Genomic DNA, 17,922 nt, shown 5'->3' on the forward strand with positions numbered 1-17,922 from the left:
ATGCGCTTGGTGGATCGATATTCTGGCTTGTCGGTGTTACCGGCGCTGTCCGCGCGGTCTCTGCTCTCTCCGTTGTCCGTGTTGTCCGTGTCGGCTCAGCGGTACACCGCGTCCCCGCCCTTGGACAGCTCGGCGAGCGCCCGGTCCCGCGCGGCGGCGGTGGGCAGCCCGTCCGTATCGGTGGCGGCCTGGACGACCAGGGCGGCCACGCACACCGCCTCGGCGAGCGCCTGGTGCTCGTGCAGCCCGCGCAGGCGGGCCGACAGATAGCCGGCCGCGAAGCCGTCACCGGCCCCGATCGGGTCGACGACCGGCACCGCGTGGGGCGCCTGGTCCCAGCCGCCGTCCGCGGTCAGGACGGTCGAGGAGTGGTCGGCGCGCTTGATCACGACCTCGTCGGCCCCGCCCCGCAGCAGCTCCCGCGCGGCCTCGTCGGCGGGTTGGGCGGTCAGCAGCTCCAACTCGTCCTCGCCCGCGAGGACGATGTCGGCGTCGCGCAGCAACGGGCCCGCCGTCTGGGCCCACTGCGCCGCGCCGCCCAGCTTGTGCCGTACGTTCGGATCGAAGGACACCTTGGCCCCGGCCGCACGGGCCAGCTCCACCAGGCGCCGGCTCGCGGCCGCCGCGGTCGGCGAGAGCATCGGCGTGATCCCGGACAGATGCAGCAGCCGGGTGCCTTCGAGGGCCTCGGGGCGTATCTGCTCGGGCGTCAGCCGGGAGGCGGCCGATCCCATGCGGTAGTACTGCACATCGATGGCGCGGTGCGCATGGCTGTCCCGCATCAGCAGCCCGGTGGGGGCGTGGTCGTCCACGATCGCGTGGGCGACGTCCACACAGTCGGCGCGCAGCTCGCGCAGCACCGCCTCCCCCGCGGGGTCGGCGCCGACCCGGCCGAGCCAGCGCACCCCGTGGCCGAGCCGGGCGAGGCCCACGGCCACATTGGACTCGGCCCCCGCCACCGACCGGCGGAAATGCACGGCCCGGTCCAGCGGAACCCCGGGCTCGGCGAGCAGCAGGAGCATCGCCTCCCCGCACGTGACCACTTCCGGACCGTTCGCCACCATGCCTCCCCGCACGTCCGCTGCTAACCGAGACGGTATCGGGAAGCAACGACAATGACCCGCGCGGGGTTCCCGGGGCGGTGACCGTTCTCGGGGCGGCGGCGGGGCGGAGGGCGGGGTCCGGGAGCGGGCGGAGACAGCGCTGCGGCCGCTGCCCTGATGAGGGGCAGCGGCCGCGGTGCGGGGGGTGGCGGTCTTCGGTGGGGCTGCGTCAGCAGCCGTGGTCGACCAGGTCGAACGAGGCGTAGTGGTCCGAGGTGTAGTAGTCCTCGTCCGTCTGCTTACCGGTGACGATGCGCCGGGCGCCACGGTCGTCGGAGCCCGGGGTGATCACGGTGTACTCGTGGTAGTAACCGGAGGACTGGGACGGAAGGACGCCTTCACGGTTCTGGAAGACGGTGCCGTCCTGCGGGAACGGGTAGGGGCCACCCTGCTCGATCAGATCCAGGGTGTCATGGGCCTGGGACGGCAGATCCGAGTAGCAGATGTCGCCGACGGCCGCGATGACCTGCGACGACACAACGGTCTGCGATGCCGCCGGGGCGACAGCGGTGGCCGCGGTGGCCGTACCGCCGATGATCAGCGTCGAGACGAGGGCGCCGAGGGCACCGATGCGAGCGATCCGTGGGGGGATTGTCATAGACATAGCATGACGCGCGTAGACGCTGTCGTGTCAATGCCAAGTGACGGCCGTTCGCCGGGAGTTCACAAGAACTGCGCGAAGCGCCAGAGGAGGTAACGAAAGTGTAACCTCCCGCCCGCCTCGCCCGCGCTCCTTGCCTCTTAGGCAAAACTTTTGCCCGAGAGGTCAAGTGTGGCTATACCGGAGACATGCACCCGCTCCCCCACGGGCCCGACGAGGGGCCCACGGACGGACCGGCCGACGGTCACCCCGGCGGACCGTCCGCCGAGCTGCCCACCGTCGCTCCCCGCCTGCGTGACCTGCGGCGGCGCAGTGGTCTGACGCTCGAGGCCGCTGCCCATCGCGTCGGGCTCTCCCCCGCGCACCTGTCGCGGCTGGAGACGGGCCGCCGTCAGCCCTCGCTCCCGATGCTGCTGACCCTGGCCCGTACCTACGGAACCACGGTATCCGACCTGTTGGGCGAGGGGACCGCGGAACGGGACCCGGTCGTGCGGGCCGACCGCATGGAGGCGCAGGAAGCGGGCGGCTGGACCTACTGGCAGGCCGGCGGCTCCAGCCGCGCCATGCAGGCGCTGCGGCTGCATGTGCCGGAGCGCTCCGGCGCCCAGGAGGGCCTGGTGCGGGTCCACCCCGGCGAGGAGTGGCTCTACGTCCTGGGGGGCCGGCTGCGGCTGACCCTCGGCGAGACCGTGCACGCCCTCTCCCCGGGCGACGCGGCCCATTTCGACTCGCTCACCCCGCACCGCATCGCCGCCGCCTCGCCCGGCGGCGTGGATCTGCTCTTCGTCCACACGCTGCTGCAGAGCGGCGCGGCCGAGCTGTGCCTCGGCGACGCCCCTCGCCGAGGAAGGCCCGGTACGCCATGAAGGAGGACGGGAACGACATGACCGCGCACCAGATGAGCCCGAGCGACACCCGGACGGACCCGACGGTGCGTGCCCGGACCGGCCCGAACGAGGAGGACCGGGCGCCGATGAGCTTGACGGTCCGGGTCTTCATCTACCTCGTGGGCGTCCACTTCATCGCCGCTTTCCTCTTCTTCCTCTTCTACGTCGCGGGCGGGTAAAAGGCGGGGGCCGGGGCCCAGGGGGCCAGGGGTTCGTCACCCCGCGTGGGTGGAGAACATTCCGCCCGTCGGCCCCTGCTTGTCGCCGCCCTGCGCCTTCTTCAGAGCGTTCGCCAGGCCCTCGATGGTGAGCGACTGCAGGATCACCCGCCCATTGCCCTCCAGCGTGGCCAGCGACAGCCCCTCGCCGCCGAAGACCGCGTTCATCAGCCCCTGGCGGTTGAGCCCGCCGATGCGCTCGACGCCGTACCGGATGCCCTCCTCGAAGGCCACGATGCAGCCCGTGTCGACCTCGATCCGGCCGCCGAAATCGGCCGGATTCAGGTCGATGAAATTGCCCGCACCACAGATGATCACGGTGCCGTGCCCGGTGAACTTCTCCAGGATGAATCCCTCGCCGCCGCTGCGCCCGGTCTTCCCGCCCTGGAAGGCGATCCCGAACTCGACGGTGGACTCGGCGGCCACGAAGGCGTCCTTCTCCGCGAACCACGCCCGCGCCCCGTCCAGCTCCAGCGCCCGCATCTCACCGGGCAGCACCCCCGCGAAGCCGACGGTGCCCTCGCCACCGGTGGCGGTGAAGTACTGGAACGCCAGCGACTCCCCGGCCAGCGCCCGCTGCCCCACCTGCATGGCGGTGCCCATGGCCTGGCGCAGCATCCCGCCCATCCCGCCGCCCCCGGCGCTCCCGCCACTGCCCCCGGCGGCCTGGCCGCCGCCCCCGCCGGGCCCGGACAGCCGGGTCTCCATCGTCACGTTCGCCGTCTTGAACAGGAACTTCCCGGCCTCGCAGTAGACGGTCTGCCCCGGCTGCAGGGTGCAGACCGCCATCTGCATGGCGTTGCCGACGATCTCTTGCCGCAGGGTCACAGCCGATCTCCTCGAAGGTCGTATCAGGCGCGTCGGTCGTGTCGGTCGCCTCGCTCGCGTCCGTCCCGTCCGTCGCGTCCGGTGATGCCAGATGGTGTCAGGTGATGTCGTAATCGGACATCCGGGTCAACGTCCGACCCGGATGTCCGGGTTCCGGGAGCTTGGCACAATGCCGGTCGTGGTCCGGCCCCGGGGGCGATGCTGAAGGGAGCATGGCAATGAACACCAGCGCTGCGACGACGGCCCGCACGATGTGGGCCCTCTTCGAGCCGATCCACGCGGTCGCGTACTTCGCACCGGAGGCCGAGGCGGCGTACGAGGACGTGGGGCTGCGCGGCTTCTGGCGCGGCTACTTCGCGGGCCGCGCCGCGCCCCTCGGGCCGGTCGGGCCGGAGCCCGTCGTGGCGGCCTTCTTCACCTTCGCGCCCGCCATGGTCGCCCGCGCCCTGCCCGACGTCTGGTCCCTGACCACGCCCGGGCGTGCCCTGGAGCTGCGCCGCACGGGCGCCGCGGCCGCCCTCGCCCGGCTGCTCGCCGGGCACGAGCGCGAAGTGGAGCGCGCCGCCGAGGCCCTGGTCCCCCGCGCGGCGGGCCTGGAGGGGTCCGGCCGGGTGCTGGCCGCCGCGAACGGCGCGCTGGACTTCCCCGACAAGCCGGTCGAGCGGCTGTGGCATGCGACGACCCTCCTGCGCGAGCACCGCGGCGACGGCCATGTCGCGGCCCTGGTCGCCGCCGGTCTCGACGGCTGCGAAGCCCTCGTCCTCCGTTCCGCCGTCGACCTCCCCCGCACCGAACTCCAGCCCCACCGCGGCTGGACCGACCAGGAGTGGGACGCCGCCGCCCGGCGCCTGACCGACCGCGGCCTGCTCGCCCCGGACGGCACCGCGACGCAGGCCGGACGCGAGCTGCTCCAGGCTGCCGAGACCGCGACGGACCGGGCGGCCGAACGTCCTTGGCGGCCGCTGGGCCCAGAGGAGGTGGCGACCCTGGTGCGGCTGCTCACCCCACTGGCCACCGCCTGCGCCGCCGCCCTGCGCTTCCCCAACCCGATCGGGGTCCCGAATCCAGTGGGCTGAGCGCCGTCGACCGTATCGGCGCTGACGGTCAGAAGGGCACGCCAGCGCGCTTGGCCAGCTTCGTAAGGCGCGGGTTGCTGCGGCGGTGCAGCGAGGTCAGCACACGCATCAGCTCTTGGCTGGTCGGGTAAGGCTCCTTTGCACCGCATCCAGCCCGCCGACGAGAACGGTTGAGCCACCTCACCAAGCGAGCTGCCCTGGTCAGCCGAGGGGACGTGATCGGCCACGAGGGCGAGTGGCGCACGGTCAAGACAGCCAGGGCCGACCGGGGGCCGATGGGCGGGTTGGCCGTCGTGGTCACCTGGGAGGGGAACGGAGCCGCCCGCTTTCCGGCCGGTGATGAACTGCTGGTGCGAGAGCCCGACGCCGACTGACCAGAAACCGAGCCCCACCCCGAGCAGAGCGGGGTGGGGCTCGTCACTGACCGGCCACTCAACCGGTCCCCGCCTCACCATCACGGTGGGGACGGGGCAAGTCGTCACGGATACGCGCGGGCTCGCTCGGTCCCCGCCTCCGCCTCCGGTACCCGTAGGCAGCGAGCCTGAGGGCTTGAACCTCTCGTTACGGCCGGTTCTAGCGTGGGCGGCGTGATCGGAAAGGACGCCACCGGAGGTCGGTGGAGCATCGGTGAGCTGGCGCGGGCGAGTGGAGTGACCGTGCGGGCGCTACGGCATTACGACGAGGTGGGGTTGGTGCGGGCCAGTGGGCGGACCGGGGCCGGGCACCGTCGGTATACGGCGGAGGATCTGCGCCGGCTGTACCGGGTGCGGGCGTTGCGCGGGTTGGGGCTGTCCCTCGAGGAGATCGGCGACGCGCTCGCGGCCTCCGCGGACGGTCCGCAGGCGCTGCGTGCGTCGCTCGCCGGGCAGTTGGACCGGCTCACCGCGCAGGCCGAGCGGATCCAGCAGCTCAGCGAGCAGATCCGCGGGATGCTGCGGCAGCTCGACGGGGCGTCGATGCCCGATCAGGACCAGTTCATGACGGCCTTGGAGATGATGTCGATGCTGGACGGCTATTTCACCCAGGAACAACGCGATGAGCTCGCCCGGCGTAGGAGCGAGCTGGGGCCCGAGGCGGTCGAGGCGGCCAAGACCGAGTGGGCCAGGCTCGTGGAGGCGTTGCTGGGACATATGGAGGCCGGGACTCCGGTGGATGACGCGGACGTACGGGAACTTGTGCGGCGCTGGGACTCGGTGGGTGAGCCCTTCCACGGCGGCGGTGAGCGGGCCCGGGCGGAGACCAAGGCGGCGGCCCGGCGCATGTGGCAGGACCACCGCGACGAGCTCAGCGGCCGACTGCCCTGGCCCGGCGAGCGGATGGTTGAGTTGGTCGGTTATGTGGAGCGGGTGCGGGAGGCCCGTCGGGCGGGGAGCTAGCCGCTCAGCTCCGCATGGCGTGCGGCGAGCCGTTGCGCGCCGTGCTCGGTCAGGGTCCCGTGCAGCCGCAGCCGGGCGACGCCGCCGTCCGGGTAGATGTCGATGCGGACGTGGGTCACCGGCGGGGCGGCGTCGAGGACGAAGCGGTGGACCGTATCGGGCTGGAGGCGGGTGCGGGACAGGAGCTCGGTCCAGGCCGGGGAGGTGTGGTCGGCCGGGTCCGCGCCGGACGTCGCGTCGAGGCCGTACAGCGCCGCCCAGCCCGGCGCGTTGCCCTTGTAGCAGCCGGTGTCGATCTCCACGGCGCGGAGCGACGCCTGGGCGGTGAGGCGGTAGCGGACCCAGTCGTGGCCCGTGTCGCGGCGGCGGCGGGTCTCCCAGCCCTCGTCCATCTTGTGGGAGCGGCCCGGCTGGATGGAGTTGGCGGGCGGGGAGTAGAAGCGGTCGGAGGCGTCCTCGGCCGCGCCGCCGTGCTCCAGCGCCACCACGTCGAAGGTGCCGAGGACGGTGAGCCACGCCGGGTCGGGGGCGACCTCGCCATGGACGCGGAGGCGGGCGATGCCGCCGTCGGGGTGCTGTTTGAGGCGGAGGTGGGTGAAGCGGCGGCCTGCGGAGACCGGGAAGCCGTTGGCCGCGTGGCCGCCGATCCGCGTACGGGGGACGAGTTCCGTCCATACGACGTCGTCGGCGAGGAGCTCCTCGGGGGACGGGGTGCCGTCCACCGCCGTCGCCTCGACGCTCACCGCCCGCGGATAGTTGCCGCGGAAGTGGGCGGTGTCGACGACGATGCCGTGGACGACCCCGGGCGCGCCGAGGCGGATCAGGGCCCAGTCGTGGTCGCCCTCGGCCGGATGCGGGGTGTCGGCGCAGGCCCCGCGCCGCCGCCGGGTCTCCCAGCCGTCCATGACCTTGCCCTTGTGGCCGAAGGCCCCGGGGTCGAACTGCGGGGCCTCGGGCTTCAGCAGATTCTCGCGCTCGGCGAAGAACTCGTCGTTGGCGGCGACCACGCTTGCGCCGAGCCGCCGGTCGGCCAGGTCCACGAGGTGGGTGAAGGGGAGGTCGGCGGTCCGGTAGTCGGCGTACGGATCGCCACCGCCGTACGGGGCGGCGTCGCCGGTGAAGCGGGGGATCGGCGCGGTCATGTGCGGGGCTGCCTTTCCAGGAGTCGGCCGGTGGGTTCGCTCGCCGCGCCACCGTCGGCGATCGCGCCATGGTCGGCGATCTTCCGGCCGCGCAGCCAGGCGGACCGTACGACGCCGTACAGCGTCCTGCCCGCGTAGGCGGTGACCTGGTTGCGGTGGTGGAGGGCGGCGGGGTCGACAGTGAAGGTCTCGTCGGGGGCGAGGACCGCGAAGTCGGCGTCGCGGCCTGCCTCGATGGCGCCCTTACGGTCGAGACCGACGAGCGCGGCGGGGCCGGTGGACATCCAGCGGGCCACGTCGTGGAGGGTGTGGCCGCGCCGCCGGGCCGCCGTCCAGACGGCGGGGAGGCCGAGCTGGAGCGAGGAGATGCCGCCCCAGGCCCGCCCGAAATCGTCCACCTTGAGGTCGGCGGTACAGGGCGAGTGGTCGGAGACGACGCAGTCGATCTGTCCGGCCGCCAGGCCCGCCCACAGCGCGTCCTGGTTGGCGGCCTCCCTTATGGGTGGACAGCATTTGAACTCCGTGGCGCCGTCGGGGACTTCCTCGGCGGTGAGGGTCAGGAAGTGCGGGCAGGTCTCCACCGTGATCCGCACGCCCTCGCGCCGTGCGTCCGCGATCAGCGGCAGCGCGTCGGCGGACGACAGATGCAGGACGTGGACGCGGGCGTCGAATGCGCGGGCGAGGGCGATGAGGCCCGCGATGGCCTCGTTCTCGGCGGCGCGGGGGCGTGAGGCGAGGAAGTCGGCGTAGCGGGGGCCGGTGGGCGGCGGAGCGCCGTCGATGAGGTGGGGGTCCTCGGCATGGACGATGAGCAGTCCGCCGAAGCCCGCGATCTCCCGGAGGGCGATCTCGAGCTGGTCGGGGGTGAGCTGGGGGAACTCGTCCACGCCGGAGGGGAGCAGAAAGGCCTTGAAGCCGAGGACGCCCGCGTTGTGCAGCGGCTCCAGGTCCGGGGCGTTCCCGGGGACGGCGCCGCCCCAGAACCCGATGTCGACATGGGCCGACCGCCGGGCGACGGCCCGCTTGACCTCCAGGGCCTCCACGGTGGTGGTCGGCGGGATGCTGTTGAGCGGCATGTCGACGAGAGTGGTGACGCCGCCGGCCGCGGCGGCACGGGTGGCGGAGCCGAACCCCTCCCAGGCGGTGCGGCCGGGGTCGTTGACATGGACGTGGGTGTCGACGAGGCCGGGGAGCAGGACGTCGTCGCCGAGGTCCTCGACCCTCGCGCCGTCCGGGTCCGGGGTGTCGTACGGCCCGACGGCCACGATGCGGCCGTCGGCGACGGATACGGCGGCCGCGCGCAGGCCGTTTGGCGTGACCACCCTGGCCGAGCGCAGCACCAGCTCCACGTCGGGCACCGACACCCTCCTCGCTTCCGCCGTCGCCGATTCCGCTCAACGGAATCAACTTTTTGTTGAATGATTCACTCGGTGGACGGCCCGGTCAAGACCTCCCGGCCGGTGCTCCACACCCACCTGGCCGGTCCGGCACAGCCGCCTGGCCGGTCCGGCACACCCGCTGTGACCGGCGCGGACAGTAAGCGCAAGCCCGCTGTGGGCGTCGCCGGGGACCGGTAGGCTGCCCGTGGCCGGTCGGCAGCGGATTGTCACCGTGTGCGGGCCGGTGCCGACCGCTGTGAAAGGAACACCGACGTGCCGTCCGCCGAGTCCAAGACCGCCGCCACCACCGCCGGATCCGGTGGCGTCCAGTCCCTGGAGCGCGCCTTCGATCTGCTGGAGCGGATGGCCGACGCCGGGGGCGAGGTCGGGCTGAGCGAGCTCTCCACCAGCAGCGGGCTGCCGTTGCCGACCATTCACCGGCTGATGCGCACGCTGGTGGCCTGCGGCTATGTCCGTCAGCAGCCCAATCGCCGCTATGCCCTCGGGCCCCGGCTGATCCGGCTCGGCGAGAGCTCGTCCCGGCTGCTGGGCACCTGGGCGCGGCCGTATCTGGCGCGGCTGGTGGAGGAGACCGGCGAGACCGCGAACATGGCGCTGCTGGACGGCGATGAGGTGGTGTACGTCGCGCAGGTGCCCTCGCGCCACTCGATGCGGATGTTCACCGAGGTCGGGCGGCGGGTACTGCCTCACACCACGGGCGTCGGCAAGGCACTGCTGGCGAGCACGCCCCCCGAGGAGGTGCGCGCCCTGCTGGCCCGTACCGGCATGCCCGCGGTGACCGACAAGACGATCACTTCGCCGGACGAGTTCCTCGACGCGCTGCGGCAGGTCCACGAGCAGGGCTATGCGGTGGACGACAACGAGCAGGAGATGGGCGTGCGCTGCCTCGCGGTCCCGGTGCCCGACTCCCCCGCACCGGCGGCCATCTCCATCTCGGGCCCGGCGGGCCGGGTGACGGATGAGGCCACACAGGAGATCGTGCCGATCCTCAAGGAGGTCGCGGCGGAGCTGTCGGGGGCGCTGGACAGCACGGGTTCCGCCTGACGGCGGGGAGCCACCGGCGGCGGGCGCGGCACTGGGCTGCCCGGCTCAGTCCCTCCCTCTGCCCGTCTGCGGCACGTTGTCGAACTGGTCGATCGCCGCGCGCACGCCCGTCAGGGCGGAGCCCAGGGCGCTGACCGAGCCCAGTGCGCCCGCGATGAGCAGCAGCGAGCGGCGCAGGCGGTGCAGCTCCGGAGCGCCGGTGCGGGCCATGGCATCGAGCGCGGCCAGCTCGTCGTCCGCGATCGCCCGGTCCGGTAATTCCGCCGGGTGGGCGGCCAGATCACGTCTGAGCCGGGCCACGGCACGGCGCAGCTCGGCCGCTCTCGGATCGTCATCGGTGCCCGCCACTCGCCTGGCTTCCACGACTGCGGCGCCCTCCACTGACAAGGCACCGGGTTCGCCCCAGAGCCTCGCGCCATCGTTGGCCAACACTGCCCTTCTCCCCCTCGCGCCCTCTCGCACGAGCCTGCCCCCTTCCCGCACGGCCGCCCCAACCCTCCACCCCACGTGGATTCGGACACAAGGGGCCGCGGATCAGTTAACGCCACTCAGTGCACGACGCGCTATACGGAGAGCGAAAATCAGACCGGCTGGGATGAAGCCCCCGCACGGCCCCCGGGTGCGGTAAGCAGGGCCCATGGAACGCACAACGGATGACTCCGCGCAGGTCGCCGGGATCGTACTGGCGGCCGGGGGCGGCCGGCGGCTGGGCGGGCGCCCCAAGGCCCTTTTGACGCATCGGGGGCGGCCGCTGGTGGAACACGCCGCGCGGGCGCTGCGCGAGGGCGGCTGCGCGCCCGTGCACATCGTGCTGGGCGCCGCGGCCGAGACCGTACGGGCACGGGCCCGGCTGCCCGGGTACGTCCTGGTCGACAACCCCGACTGGGAGCAGGGCATGGGCTCCTCGCTGCGCGCCGGGCTCGGCTCACTGGCCGGTACGGGGGCGCGGGCGGCGCTGATCTCGCTGGTGGACCAGCCGGGGATCGGCGCCGAGGCCGTGGCGCGGGTGGTGGCCGCGTATCACTCGCCGTCGACCCTGGCGGCCGCCGCGTACGGCGGGGAGCGGGGGCATCCGGTGCTGTTCGGCGCGGACCGGTGGGCGGATATCACGGCGAGTGCGGAGGGCGACCGGGGGGCACGCGCCTATCTGCGGGCGCATCAGTCCGCGATCAGGCTCGTCGACTGCTCGGATATCGCCCGTACGGACGACATCGACACCCCCGAGGACTTGACGCTGCTGGAATGAGACGTCGAGGGGGCAACGGGCGCGGCGATCAACAGAAGATTGAACTTCCACCATGAGAAACTTACTATCCACAAGACAAAATCACTGCGAGCGTCCAGCTGAGACTCGTCTAAGGAGTGACAGCCCATGTCCGCACCAGCGCCGTCCCCGCTGGCCATCGTCGACGCCGAACCGCTGGAGCGTCAGGGGGAGGTGCTGACCGACGCGGCGCTGGCCTTCCTGGCCGAGCTCCACCACCGCTTCACCCCGCGCCGGGACGAGCTGCTCGCGCGCCGCGCGGAGCGCCGTGCCGAGATCGCCCGCACCAGCACCCTGGACTTCCTCCCGGAGACCGCCCACATCCGCGACGACCCCGACTGGCGCGTCGCCCCCGCCCCGCCCGCCCTCGAGGACCGCCGGGTGGAGATCACCGGCCCCACCGACCGCAAGATGACCATCAACGCCCTCAACTCGGAGGCCAAGGTCTGGCTCGCCGACTTCGAGGACGCCTCCGCCCCCACCTGGGCGAATGTGATCGGCGGCCAGCTGAATCTGATCGACGCCTATGAGCGCCGGATCGACTTCACCTCCCCCGAGGGCAAGAGCTACGCACTGCGGCCCGACGATGTGCTGGCCACCGTCGTCACCCGGCCGCGCGGCTGGCATCTCGACGAGCGCCATCTGCGGGCCGCCGACGGCCGCCCCGTCCCCGGCGCCCTCGTCGACTTCGGGCTGTACTTCTTCCACAACGCCCGCCGTCTGCTCGCCCGGGGCAAGGGGCCGTACTTCTACCTCCCCAAGACCGAGTCGCATCTCGAGGCCCGCCTCTGGAACGACGTCTTCGTCTTCGCACAGGACCATCTCTCGCTTCCGCAAGGGACGATCCGCGCCACCGTTCTGATCGAGACGATCACGGCGGCGTACGAGATGGACGAGATCCTCTACGAACTCCGCGACCACGCCTCCGGGCTCAACGCGGGCCGCTGGGACTATCTCTTCTCCATCGTCAAGAACTTCCGCGACGGCGGCCCCGGGTTCGTCCTCCCGGACCGCAACGCGGTCACGATGACCGCCCCGTTCATGCGCGCCTACACCGAACTGCTCGTCCGCACCTGCCACAAGCGCGGCGCGCACGCGATCGGCGGCATGGCGGCCTTCATCCCCTCGCGCCGCGACCCCGAGGTCAACGCCGTCGCGTTCGACAAGGTCAAGGCCGACAAGGACCGTGAGGCGAACGACGGCTTCGACGGCTCCTGGGTCGCCCATCCGGATCTGGTCCCGGTCGCCCGGGCCTCCTTCGACGCGGTCCTCGGCGACCGGCCGCACCAGAAGGACCGGCTGCGCGAGGACGTCCGGGTCACCGCGGCCGAGCTGATCGACGTCGCGTCGCTCGACGCCAAGCCCACGCATCAGGGCCTGCGCAACGCCGTGCAGGTCGGCACCCGCTATATCGAGGCGTGGCTGCGCGGCCTCGGCGCCGTCGCGATCTTCAACCTGATGGAGGACGCGGCCACCGCCGAGATCTCCCGCTCCCAGATCTGGCAGTGGGTCAACGCGGGGGTCGTCTTCGAGAACGGCGAGAAGGCCACCGCCGATCTTGTCCGTAAGGTCGCCGCCGAGGAACTGGCGGCGATCCGCGAGGAGGTCGGCGAGGACGCCTTCGCCGCGGGCAAGTGGAGCCAGGCGCACGATCTGCTGCTGAGGGTGGCGCTGGACGCGGACTACACGGAGTTCCTGACGCTGCCCGCGTACGAACTGCTGGGCTGAGCCGACCCGTTCGGCCGGAAGGGCCCCGGACCGTACGGATACGGTCCGGGGCCCCGGTTGCCCCTACGGCGTGTAGAGCTGGGAGCGCGGCACGATCTGCTGGGGCACGCTGGGGCTGGACCACAGCAGCTTCATATGCGCCTCACCGGTCTGCTCGGTGTACTCGATCTTGATGGCGTGCTGGGTTCCGGCGCGCAGCGCGACGGTCGCCTTGTCGACCTGTGGTTCGTGCGGGGTGCTGTTGTCGATGACCAGACGGCCGTCGATCCACACCCGCGCGGTGTCGTCGGAGACGGTCGTGAGCGTGTAGGTCTCGCTGTGGCGGGGCTGGAGGAAGCCGGTCCAGCGGACGCCGAAGTGGTCGGCGGGGACGTCGGCGGCCGGGGAGCCGGCGAACCTCCAGGTGTGGTTGACGGCCGGGTCGGTGCGGGTGACGGCCGGCGGCCCGGTGAAGGTCTCATTGGCGAAGACCTCCTCGCGCAGCCCCTGGCCCCGGCCCTGGGGTGCGGCCGGGGCCGGTTTCACCGTCAGTTCGATCACCGAGGCGGTGGGGTCGGCCGGTCCGCCGGAGGGGGTGAGGTCGAAGCCGTCGCCCGCCTTCGCCACCTCGACCCGCTGTCCGCTGCCCAGCACCCGGGCGCCGGTCACCGTGAACGGCGCCCTGGCGGTGAGGTGGAGGGGCTGCCCCGCGGCGGGCCAGGAGGTGACGGACGCGTACAGCCGGTCGCCCGACCGGCTGACCGCGCCCCAGGACGGCTCGTCGACCAGCCCGGTGGCCCCGGCCCCGTACACCGCGCGGCCCTGGCCGGAGGTGCGCAGCCAGGAGCCGATCTCGCGCAGCCGGTCGACGGAGGGCCGGGGAACGCGGCCCAGTTTGTCGGGGCCGACATTGAGGAGGTAATTGCCGCCGCGGCTCGCGATATCGAGGAGATTGCGGGTGAGGGTGGCGGGCGACTTCCAGTCCTGGTCGTATTTGGCGAAGCCCCAGTGGCCGTTGAGGGTCATGCAGCTCTCCCACAGCTGCCCGGCCACGGGCGCGTCCGGGATTTCCTGCTCGGGCGTTCCGTAGTCGCCGTCGACCACGCGCCGCTTGCCGACCCGGTTGTTGGTGATCAGATCGGGGTCGAGCCCGTGCAGATATGTCTGCAGCCGCTCGCCGTCCCGCGCGGACCAGGTGTTGGTGGGGTTGTCCGCGTCCCATTCCCCGTCGAACCAGAGCAGCGCCGGATGGTAGCCGTCGATCAGCTCCTTGAGCTGGGCGTACATCCGCTTCTCATAGCGGGGGAAGGTGGCGGGGTCGGCGAAGTCGGGGTCGTGCCAGTCCCAGATCGAGTAGTAGAAGCCCAGTTTGATCCCGGCGGCGTCCGCGGCGGACTTCAACTCGGCGAGAATGTCGCGCCGTTGGTCGAAGGAGGAGTGGTCGCGCAGATTCCAGGTGTTCTGCTTGGTCGGCCACATCGCATAGCCGTCGTGGTGCTTGGAGGTGATGACGATATAGCGCTGCCCGGCGTCCTTGGCCGCCTTGACGACGGCCTTGGCGTCGAAGGACGCGGGGTTGAAGCCCTGGGCTGCGTCCTCGTACTCGCTCATCGGGATCTGGCAGCTTCGCTTGATCCACTCCGCGTCGCGGCAGACGGTCCCGTCCGCCCGCTGGTATTCGCCCTCCAGCTGGGAGTAGGCACCGAAGTGGATGAACATCCCGAAGCGGTCCTGCCGCCACCAGTCGGTGCGGGCGGAGGTGAACGGATCGTCGGTCGCGTAGTCGGTACCGGGCCCGGGCTCCCGCGCGGTCGTCGGCGCCGTAGGCGCCGCGGTGGCGGCGGAAGGGCCGCTGAGGATCGTCGCCAGCACCATGCCGAGCAGAAGGCTGAGCGCTCGGAGAGGGATGACGGCCCGTCGTCTGGACGTGCGCATGGCGGCTCCTGTGCTCATGGGTGGTCGAACAGGAGGGCTGGCCAGCCGCGTACGGGAACCTAGAACCGTAAAGATGGGATGTCAACGGGGCGCGAACGCACCGATGGGCCGCCGGTGGCCGCGAGAAGCGGATCGTCACGGCGACCCATCCGATGTATCGACGCGGCGTTCAGTCGTCCGCCGCGATACGGGCCAGGCGTCGCGCCTCGGTGCGCGCCTCCCGCGCGATCTCGTCCTCGTCCACGGTGAGCAGCCGGCCCGACTCCACCACCGGAGCGCCGTTCACCAGCGACAGGGTCACCGGGGCCGGGGCGCCCAGGACGAGGGCCGCGACCGGGTCGGCGATCGACGAATGGCCGAGGCCGTCCAGCTTCCACAGCACCAGGTCGGCCAGTTTGCCCGGCTCCAGCGAGCCGATCTCGTCCTGGCGGCCGAGCACCCGCGCACCGCCGTAGGTGCCAAGGCGCAGCGCCTGACGGACGTTCAGCGCCTTCTCGCGGTGGGCGCCGAGCCGGTTGACCAGCAGCGCGTTGCGCAGTTCGGTGTGCAGCTCACCGGATTCGTTGGAGGCGGTGCCGTCCACGCCGAGGCCGACCGGTACGTCCGCGGCGAGCAGATCGGGGACCCGGGCGATCCCGGCGGCGAGCCGGGCGTTGGACGAGGGGCAGTGGGCCACACCGGTGCCGGTCCGGGCGAACGCCTGGATGTCGGTGTCGCTCATGTGGACGCAGTGGGCCATCCACACGTCCTCGCCCAGCCAGCCGGTGGACTCGAAGTAGTCGGTCGGCCCCATCCCGAACCGCTCCTGGCAGAACTTCTCCTCCTCCACCGTCTCCGAACCGTGGGTGTGCAACCGTACGCCCTTGCGGCGGGCCAGCACCGCGGACTCGCGGAGCAGTTCGGTGGAGACGGAGAACGGCGAGCAGGGCGCGACCGCGATCCGCAGCATCGCGTCGAACCCCGGGTCGTGGTGGGTGTCGATGGCCTTCTCGGTGGCGGCCAGCGCGTCCTCGGTGGACTCCACGGCGAAGTCCGGCGGCAGCCCGCCGTCGGAGGTGCCGAGGTCCATGGAACCGCGGGCGGCGGTGAACCGCACCCCCAGCTCGCGCGCCGCACGGATCTCGGCGCCCAGCAGATCGCCGCTGCCGCGCGGAAAGACGTAGTGGTGGTCCATGGCGGTGGTGACCCCGCCGCGCACCATCATCGCGAGCGAGCCGCGGGCCGCCGCGTGGACCATCGGCTCGTCGATCCGCGCCCAGACGGGGTAGAGCGCGACCAGCCAGTCGAAGAGGTTGCTGTCCTGGGCCAGGCCGCGGGTGAGCCACTGGTAGAAGTGGTGATGGGTGTTGACCAGGCCCGGGGTCACCAGATGCCCCGTGCCGTCGATCCGGCGGACGACGCCCTCCAGCCCCTGCGGCGCGCGCCCCTCGCCCACCGACTCGATGCGGTTGCCGGCGACGACGACATGGCCGGACGCGTACTCGGTGTCCTGCGCGTCCACGGTGGCGACGGCGCAGTTCTCGATGACGATGCGGTGCACGGAGCGTGGCCCTTCCGTCAGATGAGTCAAGGGGATCCGGTCAGTCGGTGGGGATCCGGGGCTCGGCGCCGTCCCGCAGCACGGTGGCCTCGATGAGCCCGTACGGCCGGTCGGCGGCGAAGTAGACCTCGTTGTCGTTGGTGAGGCCGAAGGGTTCCAGATCGACCAGGAAGTGGTGCTTGTTGGGCAGCGAGAGACGTATCTCCTCGACCTCGGGGCGGCGCTCGATCACCCGCGCGCCCATCTCGTAGAGCGTCTGCTGGAGCGAGAGCGAGTAGGTCTCGGCGAACGCGCCCAGCAGATGGCCGCGTGCCTCGTCATGGCCGTGGTCCCAGTCGGGCATCGGCCGGGTGTCATCGCTCCAGCCGTAGCGCCAGCGGGCGTGCACATCGGTGGCCAGGACGCGGTCGCGCGTCTCCTGCAGCGTGGTGTACCGGTCCTTGACATAGCCCCAGAACTCGGAGTCCGTGGTGTTCAGGACGGTGAGGCCGGTGAGGCCGGAGACCACCTCCCAGCGCTCGCCGTCGTAGGTGATCTGGGCGGTACGGACCTCCTGGCCGCGGCGGACGAAGGAGTGCTGGGCGCCCCCGGCCGTCTCGATCCGCTCCCAGGCGTACTCCTCGATACGGATGCGGGCGCGGTGGATGGGCTCCTGGCTGGTGACGAAGTGGCGGGCCAGCCGGATGCCGAACTCCTCGGCCGTACCGATGCCGTGCTCCTTGGCGAAGGCGTACACGGTGTTCTTGGTGGCGTCGGTCGTCAGGACGTTGGCGTTGCTGCCGGAGAGGTGGACCGCGTCCATCTCTCCGGACAGTGCCACCGAGACATTGAGGTCCTTGAGGTGGTGCACGGCGCCGTCGCGCACCACCCGCACGACGCGGGTTTCGGCTTTGCCGTAACTGTTCGGGCCGAGCGTGGGCATGGTGCTAGCTCCCTCGGTAGACGGAGTAGCCGAACGGGGTGAGCAGCAGCGGTACGTGGTAGTGCTCGCCCGGCTCGACGGCGAAGGCGACCGCGACCTCCGGGAAGAAGGCATGGGTCAGATACGGCCCGGTCTCGAAGCGCAGCCGTGCGTGGGTGGTGCCCTCGGGGAGCGCGGGCAGATCCTTGCAGCGCCCGTCGGCGTCGGTCAGGGAGTCGGCGTGCGCCGTCCACTGCGCACCGGGCCCGGAGCGGACGGACAGCTCGACGACCACGCCCACGGCGGGGCGGCCGATGCTGGTGTCCAGGATGTGGGTGGACACGGAGGTGGCGCCGCTCGGCATCACCGCTCTCCTTCCGCCGGGGCCCGCGGGGCCCGAAGGGTTTCCGCCAGCCGGGTCAGCCGGATGCGGTTGATCTTTCCCAGTTCGGTGCGGACGATCTCGCGCTCGGTGTCGGCGTCATGGTGGATCCGCTCGCGCAGCGCCGCCAGCATCTCCTCGCCGGTGCGGCCCGTGGCGCAGATGAGGAAGACATGGCCGTGGCGCTCCTGGTACGCGAGGTTCAGCTCCAGCAGCTCGGCGCGCTCCGCGTCCCGTACCCCGCTCTGCTCGCGGGCCGAGGCGGCATCGCCCGGGGCCGGCCGCCCGATGGGCGGATGCGCGGCCATCGCCTCGGCGAGGTCGGCAGCGGTCAGCCCGGCCATGGCCGCGTCGGCGGCGTCGAGCAGCTCCCGGACCGTGGCGTACGGCCGCCCGCCCGCGACCGCCGCGCCCCAGGCCCGGCTGGCGCACACCTCGCGCAGCAGCCCGGCGGCGTCGCGGTCGCCGACCGCGTTGAACCGGGCCAGCCCCGGCGGAGCACTGGAAGTCACTCTCGC

19 protein-coding genes are annotated in these 17,922 nt (G+C 71.9%); 8 read left to right on the top strand and 11 right to left on the bottom strand.

The features are described 5' to 3' along the window. Positions 1-95: 95 nt before the first annotated feature. A complete protein-coding gene (locus ACFYOY_RS22570; RefSeq protein WP_078644588.1) occupies positions 96-1,064 on the bottom strand; it encodes a sugar kinase in 969 nt (322 codons plus the stop codon). A 208-nt stretch (positions 1,065-1,272) separates the two neighbouring features. Next, positions 1,273-1,701, bottom strand: coding sequence for a ribonuclease (locus ACFYOY_RS22575; RefSeq protein WP_351878660.1), 429 nt, complete (start codon positions 1,699-1,701; stop codon positions 1,273-1,275). A 191-nt stretch (positions 1,702-1,892) separates the two neighbouring features. On the opposite strand from ACFYOY_RS22575, the gene ACFYOY_RS22580 reads away from it, so the two are divergent. Further along, complete coding sequence (locus ACFYOY_RS22580; protein WP_351878663.1) at positions 1,893-2,570, top strand: XRE family transcriptional regulator; 678 nt, start codon at positions 1,893-1,895, stop codon at positions 2,568-2,570. 17 nt (positions 2,571-2,587) lie between these two features. After that, positions 2,588-2,770: a DUF6126 family protein gene (locus ACFYOY_RS22585; RefSeq protein WP_351878666.1), complete on the top strand. Its 183-nt coding sequence runs from the start codon at positions 2,588-2,590 to the stop codon at positions 2,768-2,770. A 36-nt stretch (positions 2,771-2,806) separates the two neighbouring features. Here ACFYOY_RS22585 and ACFYOY_RS22590 read toward each other — a convergent pair whose 3' ends face one another. Further along, positions 2,807-3,637 (bottom strand): AIM24 family protein, encoded by an 831-nt coding sequence (locus ACFYOY_RS22590; RefSeq protein WP_345619842.1) that lies wholly within the window; start codon positions 3,635-3,637, stop codon positions 2,807-2,809. A 218-nt stretch (positions 3,638-3,855) separates the two neighbouring features. Between ACFYOY_RS22590 and ACFYOY_RS22595 the strand changes: the two genes are divergently transcribed. From ACFYOY_RS22595 to ACFYOY_RS22605, 3 genes are all read left to right on the top strand, one after another. Continuing rightward, complete coding sequence (locus tag ACFYOY_RS22595) at positions 3,856-4,713, top strand: hypothetical protein (RefSeq protein ID WP_388589081.1); 858 nt, start codon at positions 3,856-3,858, stop codon at positions 4,711-4,713. A 170-nt stretch (positions 4,714-4,883) separates the two neighbouring features. After that, entirely contained in the window at positions 4,884-5,087 is a 204-nt protein-coding gene (locus tag ACFYOY_RS22600) for a hypothetical protein (protein WP_351878672.1), read from the top strand. 213 nt (positions 5,088-5,300) lie between these two features. Further along, complete coding sequence (locus tag ACFYOY_RS22605) at positions 5,301-6,089, top strand: MerR family transcriptional regulator (protein ID WP_388589084.1); 789 nt, start codon at positions 5,301-5,303, stop codon at positions 6,087-6,089. Here the strand turns inward: ACFYOY_RS22605 and alc are convergent. Both alc and allB read right to left on the bottom strand, forming a co-directional pair. Continuing rightward, positions 6,086-7,231, bottom strand: a complete 1,146-nt coding sequence (alc, locus tag ACFYOY_RS22610; protein ID WP_351878678.1) for an allantoicase — start codon at positions 7,229-7,231, stop codon at positions 6,086-6,088. The two genes, ACFYOY_RS22605 and alc, sit on opposite strands and share 4 nt — an antisense overlap. After that, on the bottom strand, positions 7,228-8,589 hold the full coding sequence (gene allB, locus ACFYOY_RS22615) for an allantoinase AllB (protein WP_388589087.1): 1,362 nt from the start codon (positions 8,587-8,589) through the stop codon (positions 7,228-7,230). Before allB ends, alc begins: the two co-directional genes overlap by 4 nt. Before the next feature lie 294 nt (positions 8,590-8,883). On the opposite strand from allB, the gene ACFYOY_RS22620 reads away from it, so the two are divergent. Beyond that, positions 8,884-9,675, top strand: a complete 792-nt coding sequence (locus ACFYOY_RS22620) for an IclR family transcriptional regulator (protein WP_351878684.1) — start codon at positions 8,884-8,886, stop codon at positions 9,673-9,675. 45 nt (positions 9,676-9,720) lie between these two features. Here the strand turns inward: ACFYOY_RS22620 and ACFYOY_RS22625 are convergent, their stop codons facing one another. Beyond that, entirely contained in the window at positions 9,721-10,038 is a 318-nt protein-coding gene (locus ACFYOY_RS22625) for a DUF5955 family protein (RefSeq protein ID WP_351878687.1), read from the bottom strand. A 274-nt stretch (positions 10,039-10,312) separates the two neighbouring features. Between ACFYOY_RS22625 and ACFYOY_RS22630 the strand changes: the two genes are divergently transcribed. Beyond that, the gene (locus ACFYOY_RS22630) at positions 10,313-10,921 is read left to right on the top strand and encodes an NTP transferase domain-containing protein (protein ID WP_388589090.1); all 609 of its coding nucleotides are present in this window, start codon (positions 10,313-10,315) and stop codon (positions 10,919-10,921) included. Between the two features lie 126 nt (positions 10,922-11,047). Further along, positions 11,048-12,667, top strand: coding sequence for a malate synthase A (aceB, locus tag ACFYOY_RS22635; RefSeq protein WP_351878693.1), 1,620 nt, complete (start codon positions 11,048-11,050; stop codon positions 12,665-12,667). 63 nt (positions 12,668-12,730) lie between these two features. On the opposite strand, the gene ACFYOY_RS22640 is transcribed toward aceB, so the two are convergent. The 5 genes from ACFYOY_RS22640 to uraD form a co-directional block, all read right to left on the bottom strand. After that, on the bottom strand, positions 12,731-14,581 hold the full coding sequence (locus tag ACFYOY_RS22640) for an alpha-L-fucosidase (protein ID WP_388589093.1): 1,851 nt from the start codon (positions 14,579-14,581) through the stop codon (positions 12,731-12,733). A 169-nt stretch (positions 14,582-14,750) separates the two neighbouring features. Continuing rightward, on the bottom strand, positions 14,751-16,121 hold the full coding sequence (locus tag ACFYOY_RS22645; RefSeq protein ID WP_388589096.1) for an 8-oxoguanine deaminase: 1,371 nt from the start codon (positions 16,119-16,121) through the stop codon (positions 14,751-14,753). A 40-nt stretch (positions 16,122-16,161) separates the two neighbouring features. Beyond that, positions 16,162-17,043 (bottom strand): factor-independent urate hydroxylase, encoded by an 882-nt coding sequence (gene pucL / locus ACFYOY_RS22650; protein WP_351878702.1) that lies wholly within the window; start codon positions 17,041-17,043, stop codon positions 16,162-16,164. Between the two features lie 4 nt (positions 17,044-17,047). After that, positions 17,048-17,386 (bottom strand): hydroxyisourate hydrolase, encoded by a 339-nt coding sequence (gene uraH / locus ACFYOY_RS22655; RefSeq protein ID WP_351878705.1) that lies wholly within the window; start codon positions 17,384-17,386, stop codon positions 17,048-17,050. Then, complete coding sequence (gene uraD / locus ACFYOY_RS22660; protein WP_351878708.1) at positions 17,386-17,916, bottom strand: 2-oxo-4-hydroxy-4-carboxy-5-ureidoimidazoline decarboxylase; 531 nt, start codon at positions 17,914-17,916, stop codon at positions 17,386-17,388. The genes uraH and uraD overlap by 1 nt, the downstream gene beginning before the upstream one ends. Positions 17,917-17,922: the final 6 nt, after the last annotated feature.

This window comes from Streptomyces sp. NPDC007875, assembly GCF_042868035.1.
Classification (GTDB): Bacteria; Actinomycetota; Actinomycetes; order Streptomycetales; family Streptomycetaceae; genus Streptomyces; species Streptomyces antimycoticus.

Coding starts and splice junctions, on each gene's coding strand:
- alc (WP_351878678.1), bottom strand. CDS start 7,231: ATGACCGCGCCGATCCCCCGCTTCACCGGCGACGCCGCCCCGTACGGC.
- ACFYOY_RS22585 (WP_351878666.1), top strand. CDS start 2,588: ATGACCGCGCACCAGATGAGCCCGAGCGACACCCGGACGGACCCGACG.
- pucL (WP_351878702.1), bottom strand. CDS start 17,043: ATGCCCACGCTCGGCCCGAACAGTTACGGCAAAGCCGAAACCCGCGTC.
- ACFYOY_RS22580 (WP_351878663.1), top strand. CDS start 1,893: ATGCACCCGCTCCCCCACGGGCCCGACGAGGGGCCCACGGACGGACCG.
- ACFYOY_RS22595 (WP_388589081.1), top strand. CDS start 3,856: ATGAACACCAGCGCTGCGACGACGGCCCGCACGATGTGGGCCCTCTTC.
- ACFYOY_RS22630 (WP_388589090.1), top strand. CDS start 10,313: ATGGAACGCACAACGGATGACTCCGCGCAGGTCGCCGGGATCGTACTG.
- ACFYOY_RS22570 (WP_078644588.1), bottom strand. CDS start 1,064: ATGGTGGCGAACGGTCCGGAAGTGGTCACGTGCGGGGAGGCGATGCTC.
- ACFYOY_RS22575 (WP_351878660.1), bottom strand. CDS start 1,701: ATGACAATCCCCCCACGGATCGCTCGCATCGGTGCCCTCGGCGCCCTC.
- uraH (WP_351878705.1), bottom strand. CDS start 17,386: ATGCCGAGCGGCGCCACCTCCGTGTCCACCCACATCCTGGACACCAGC.
- ACFYOY_RS22640 (WP_388589093.1), bottom strand. CDS start 14,581: ATGCGCACGTCCAGACGACGGGCCGTCATCCCTCTCCGAGCGCTCAGC.
- aceB (WP_351878693.1), top strand. CDS start 11,048: ATGTCCGCACCAGCGCCGTCCCCGCTGGCCATCGTCGACGCCGAACCG.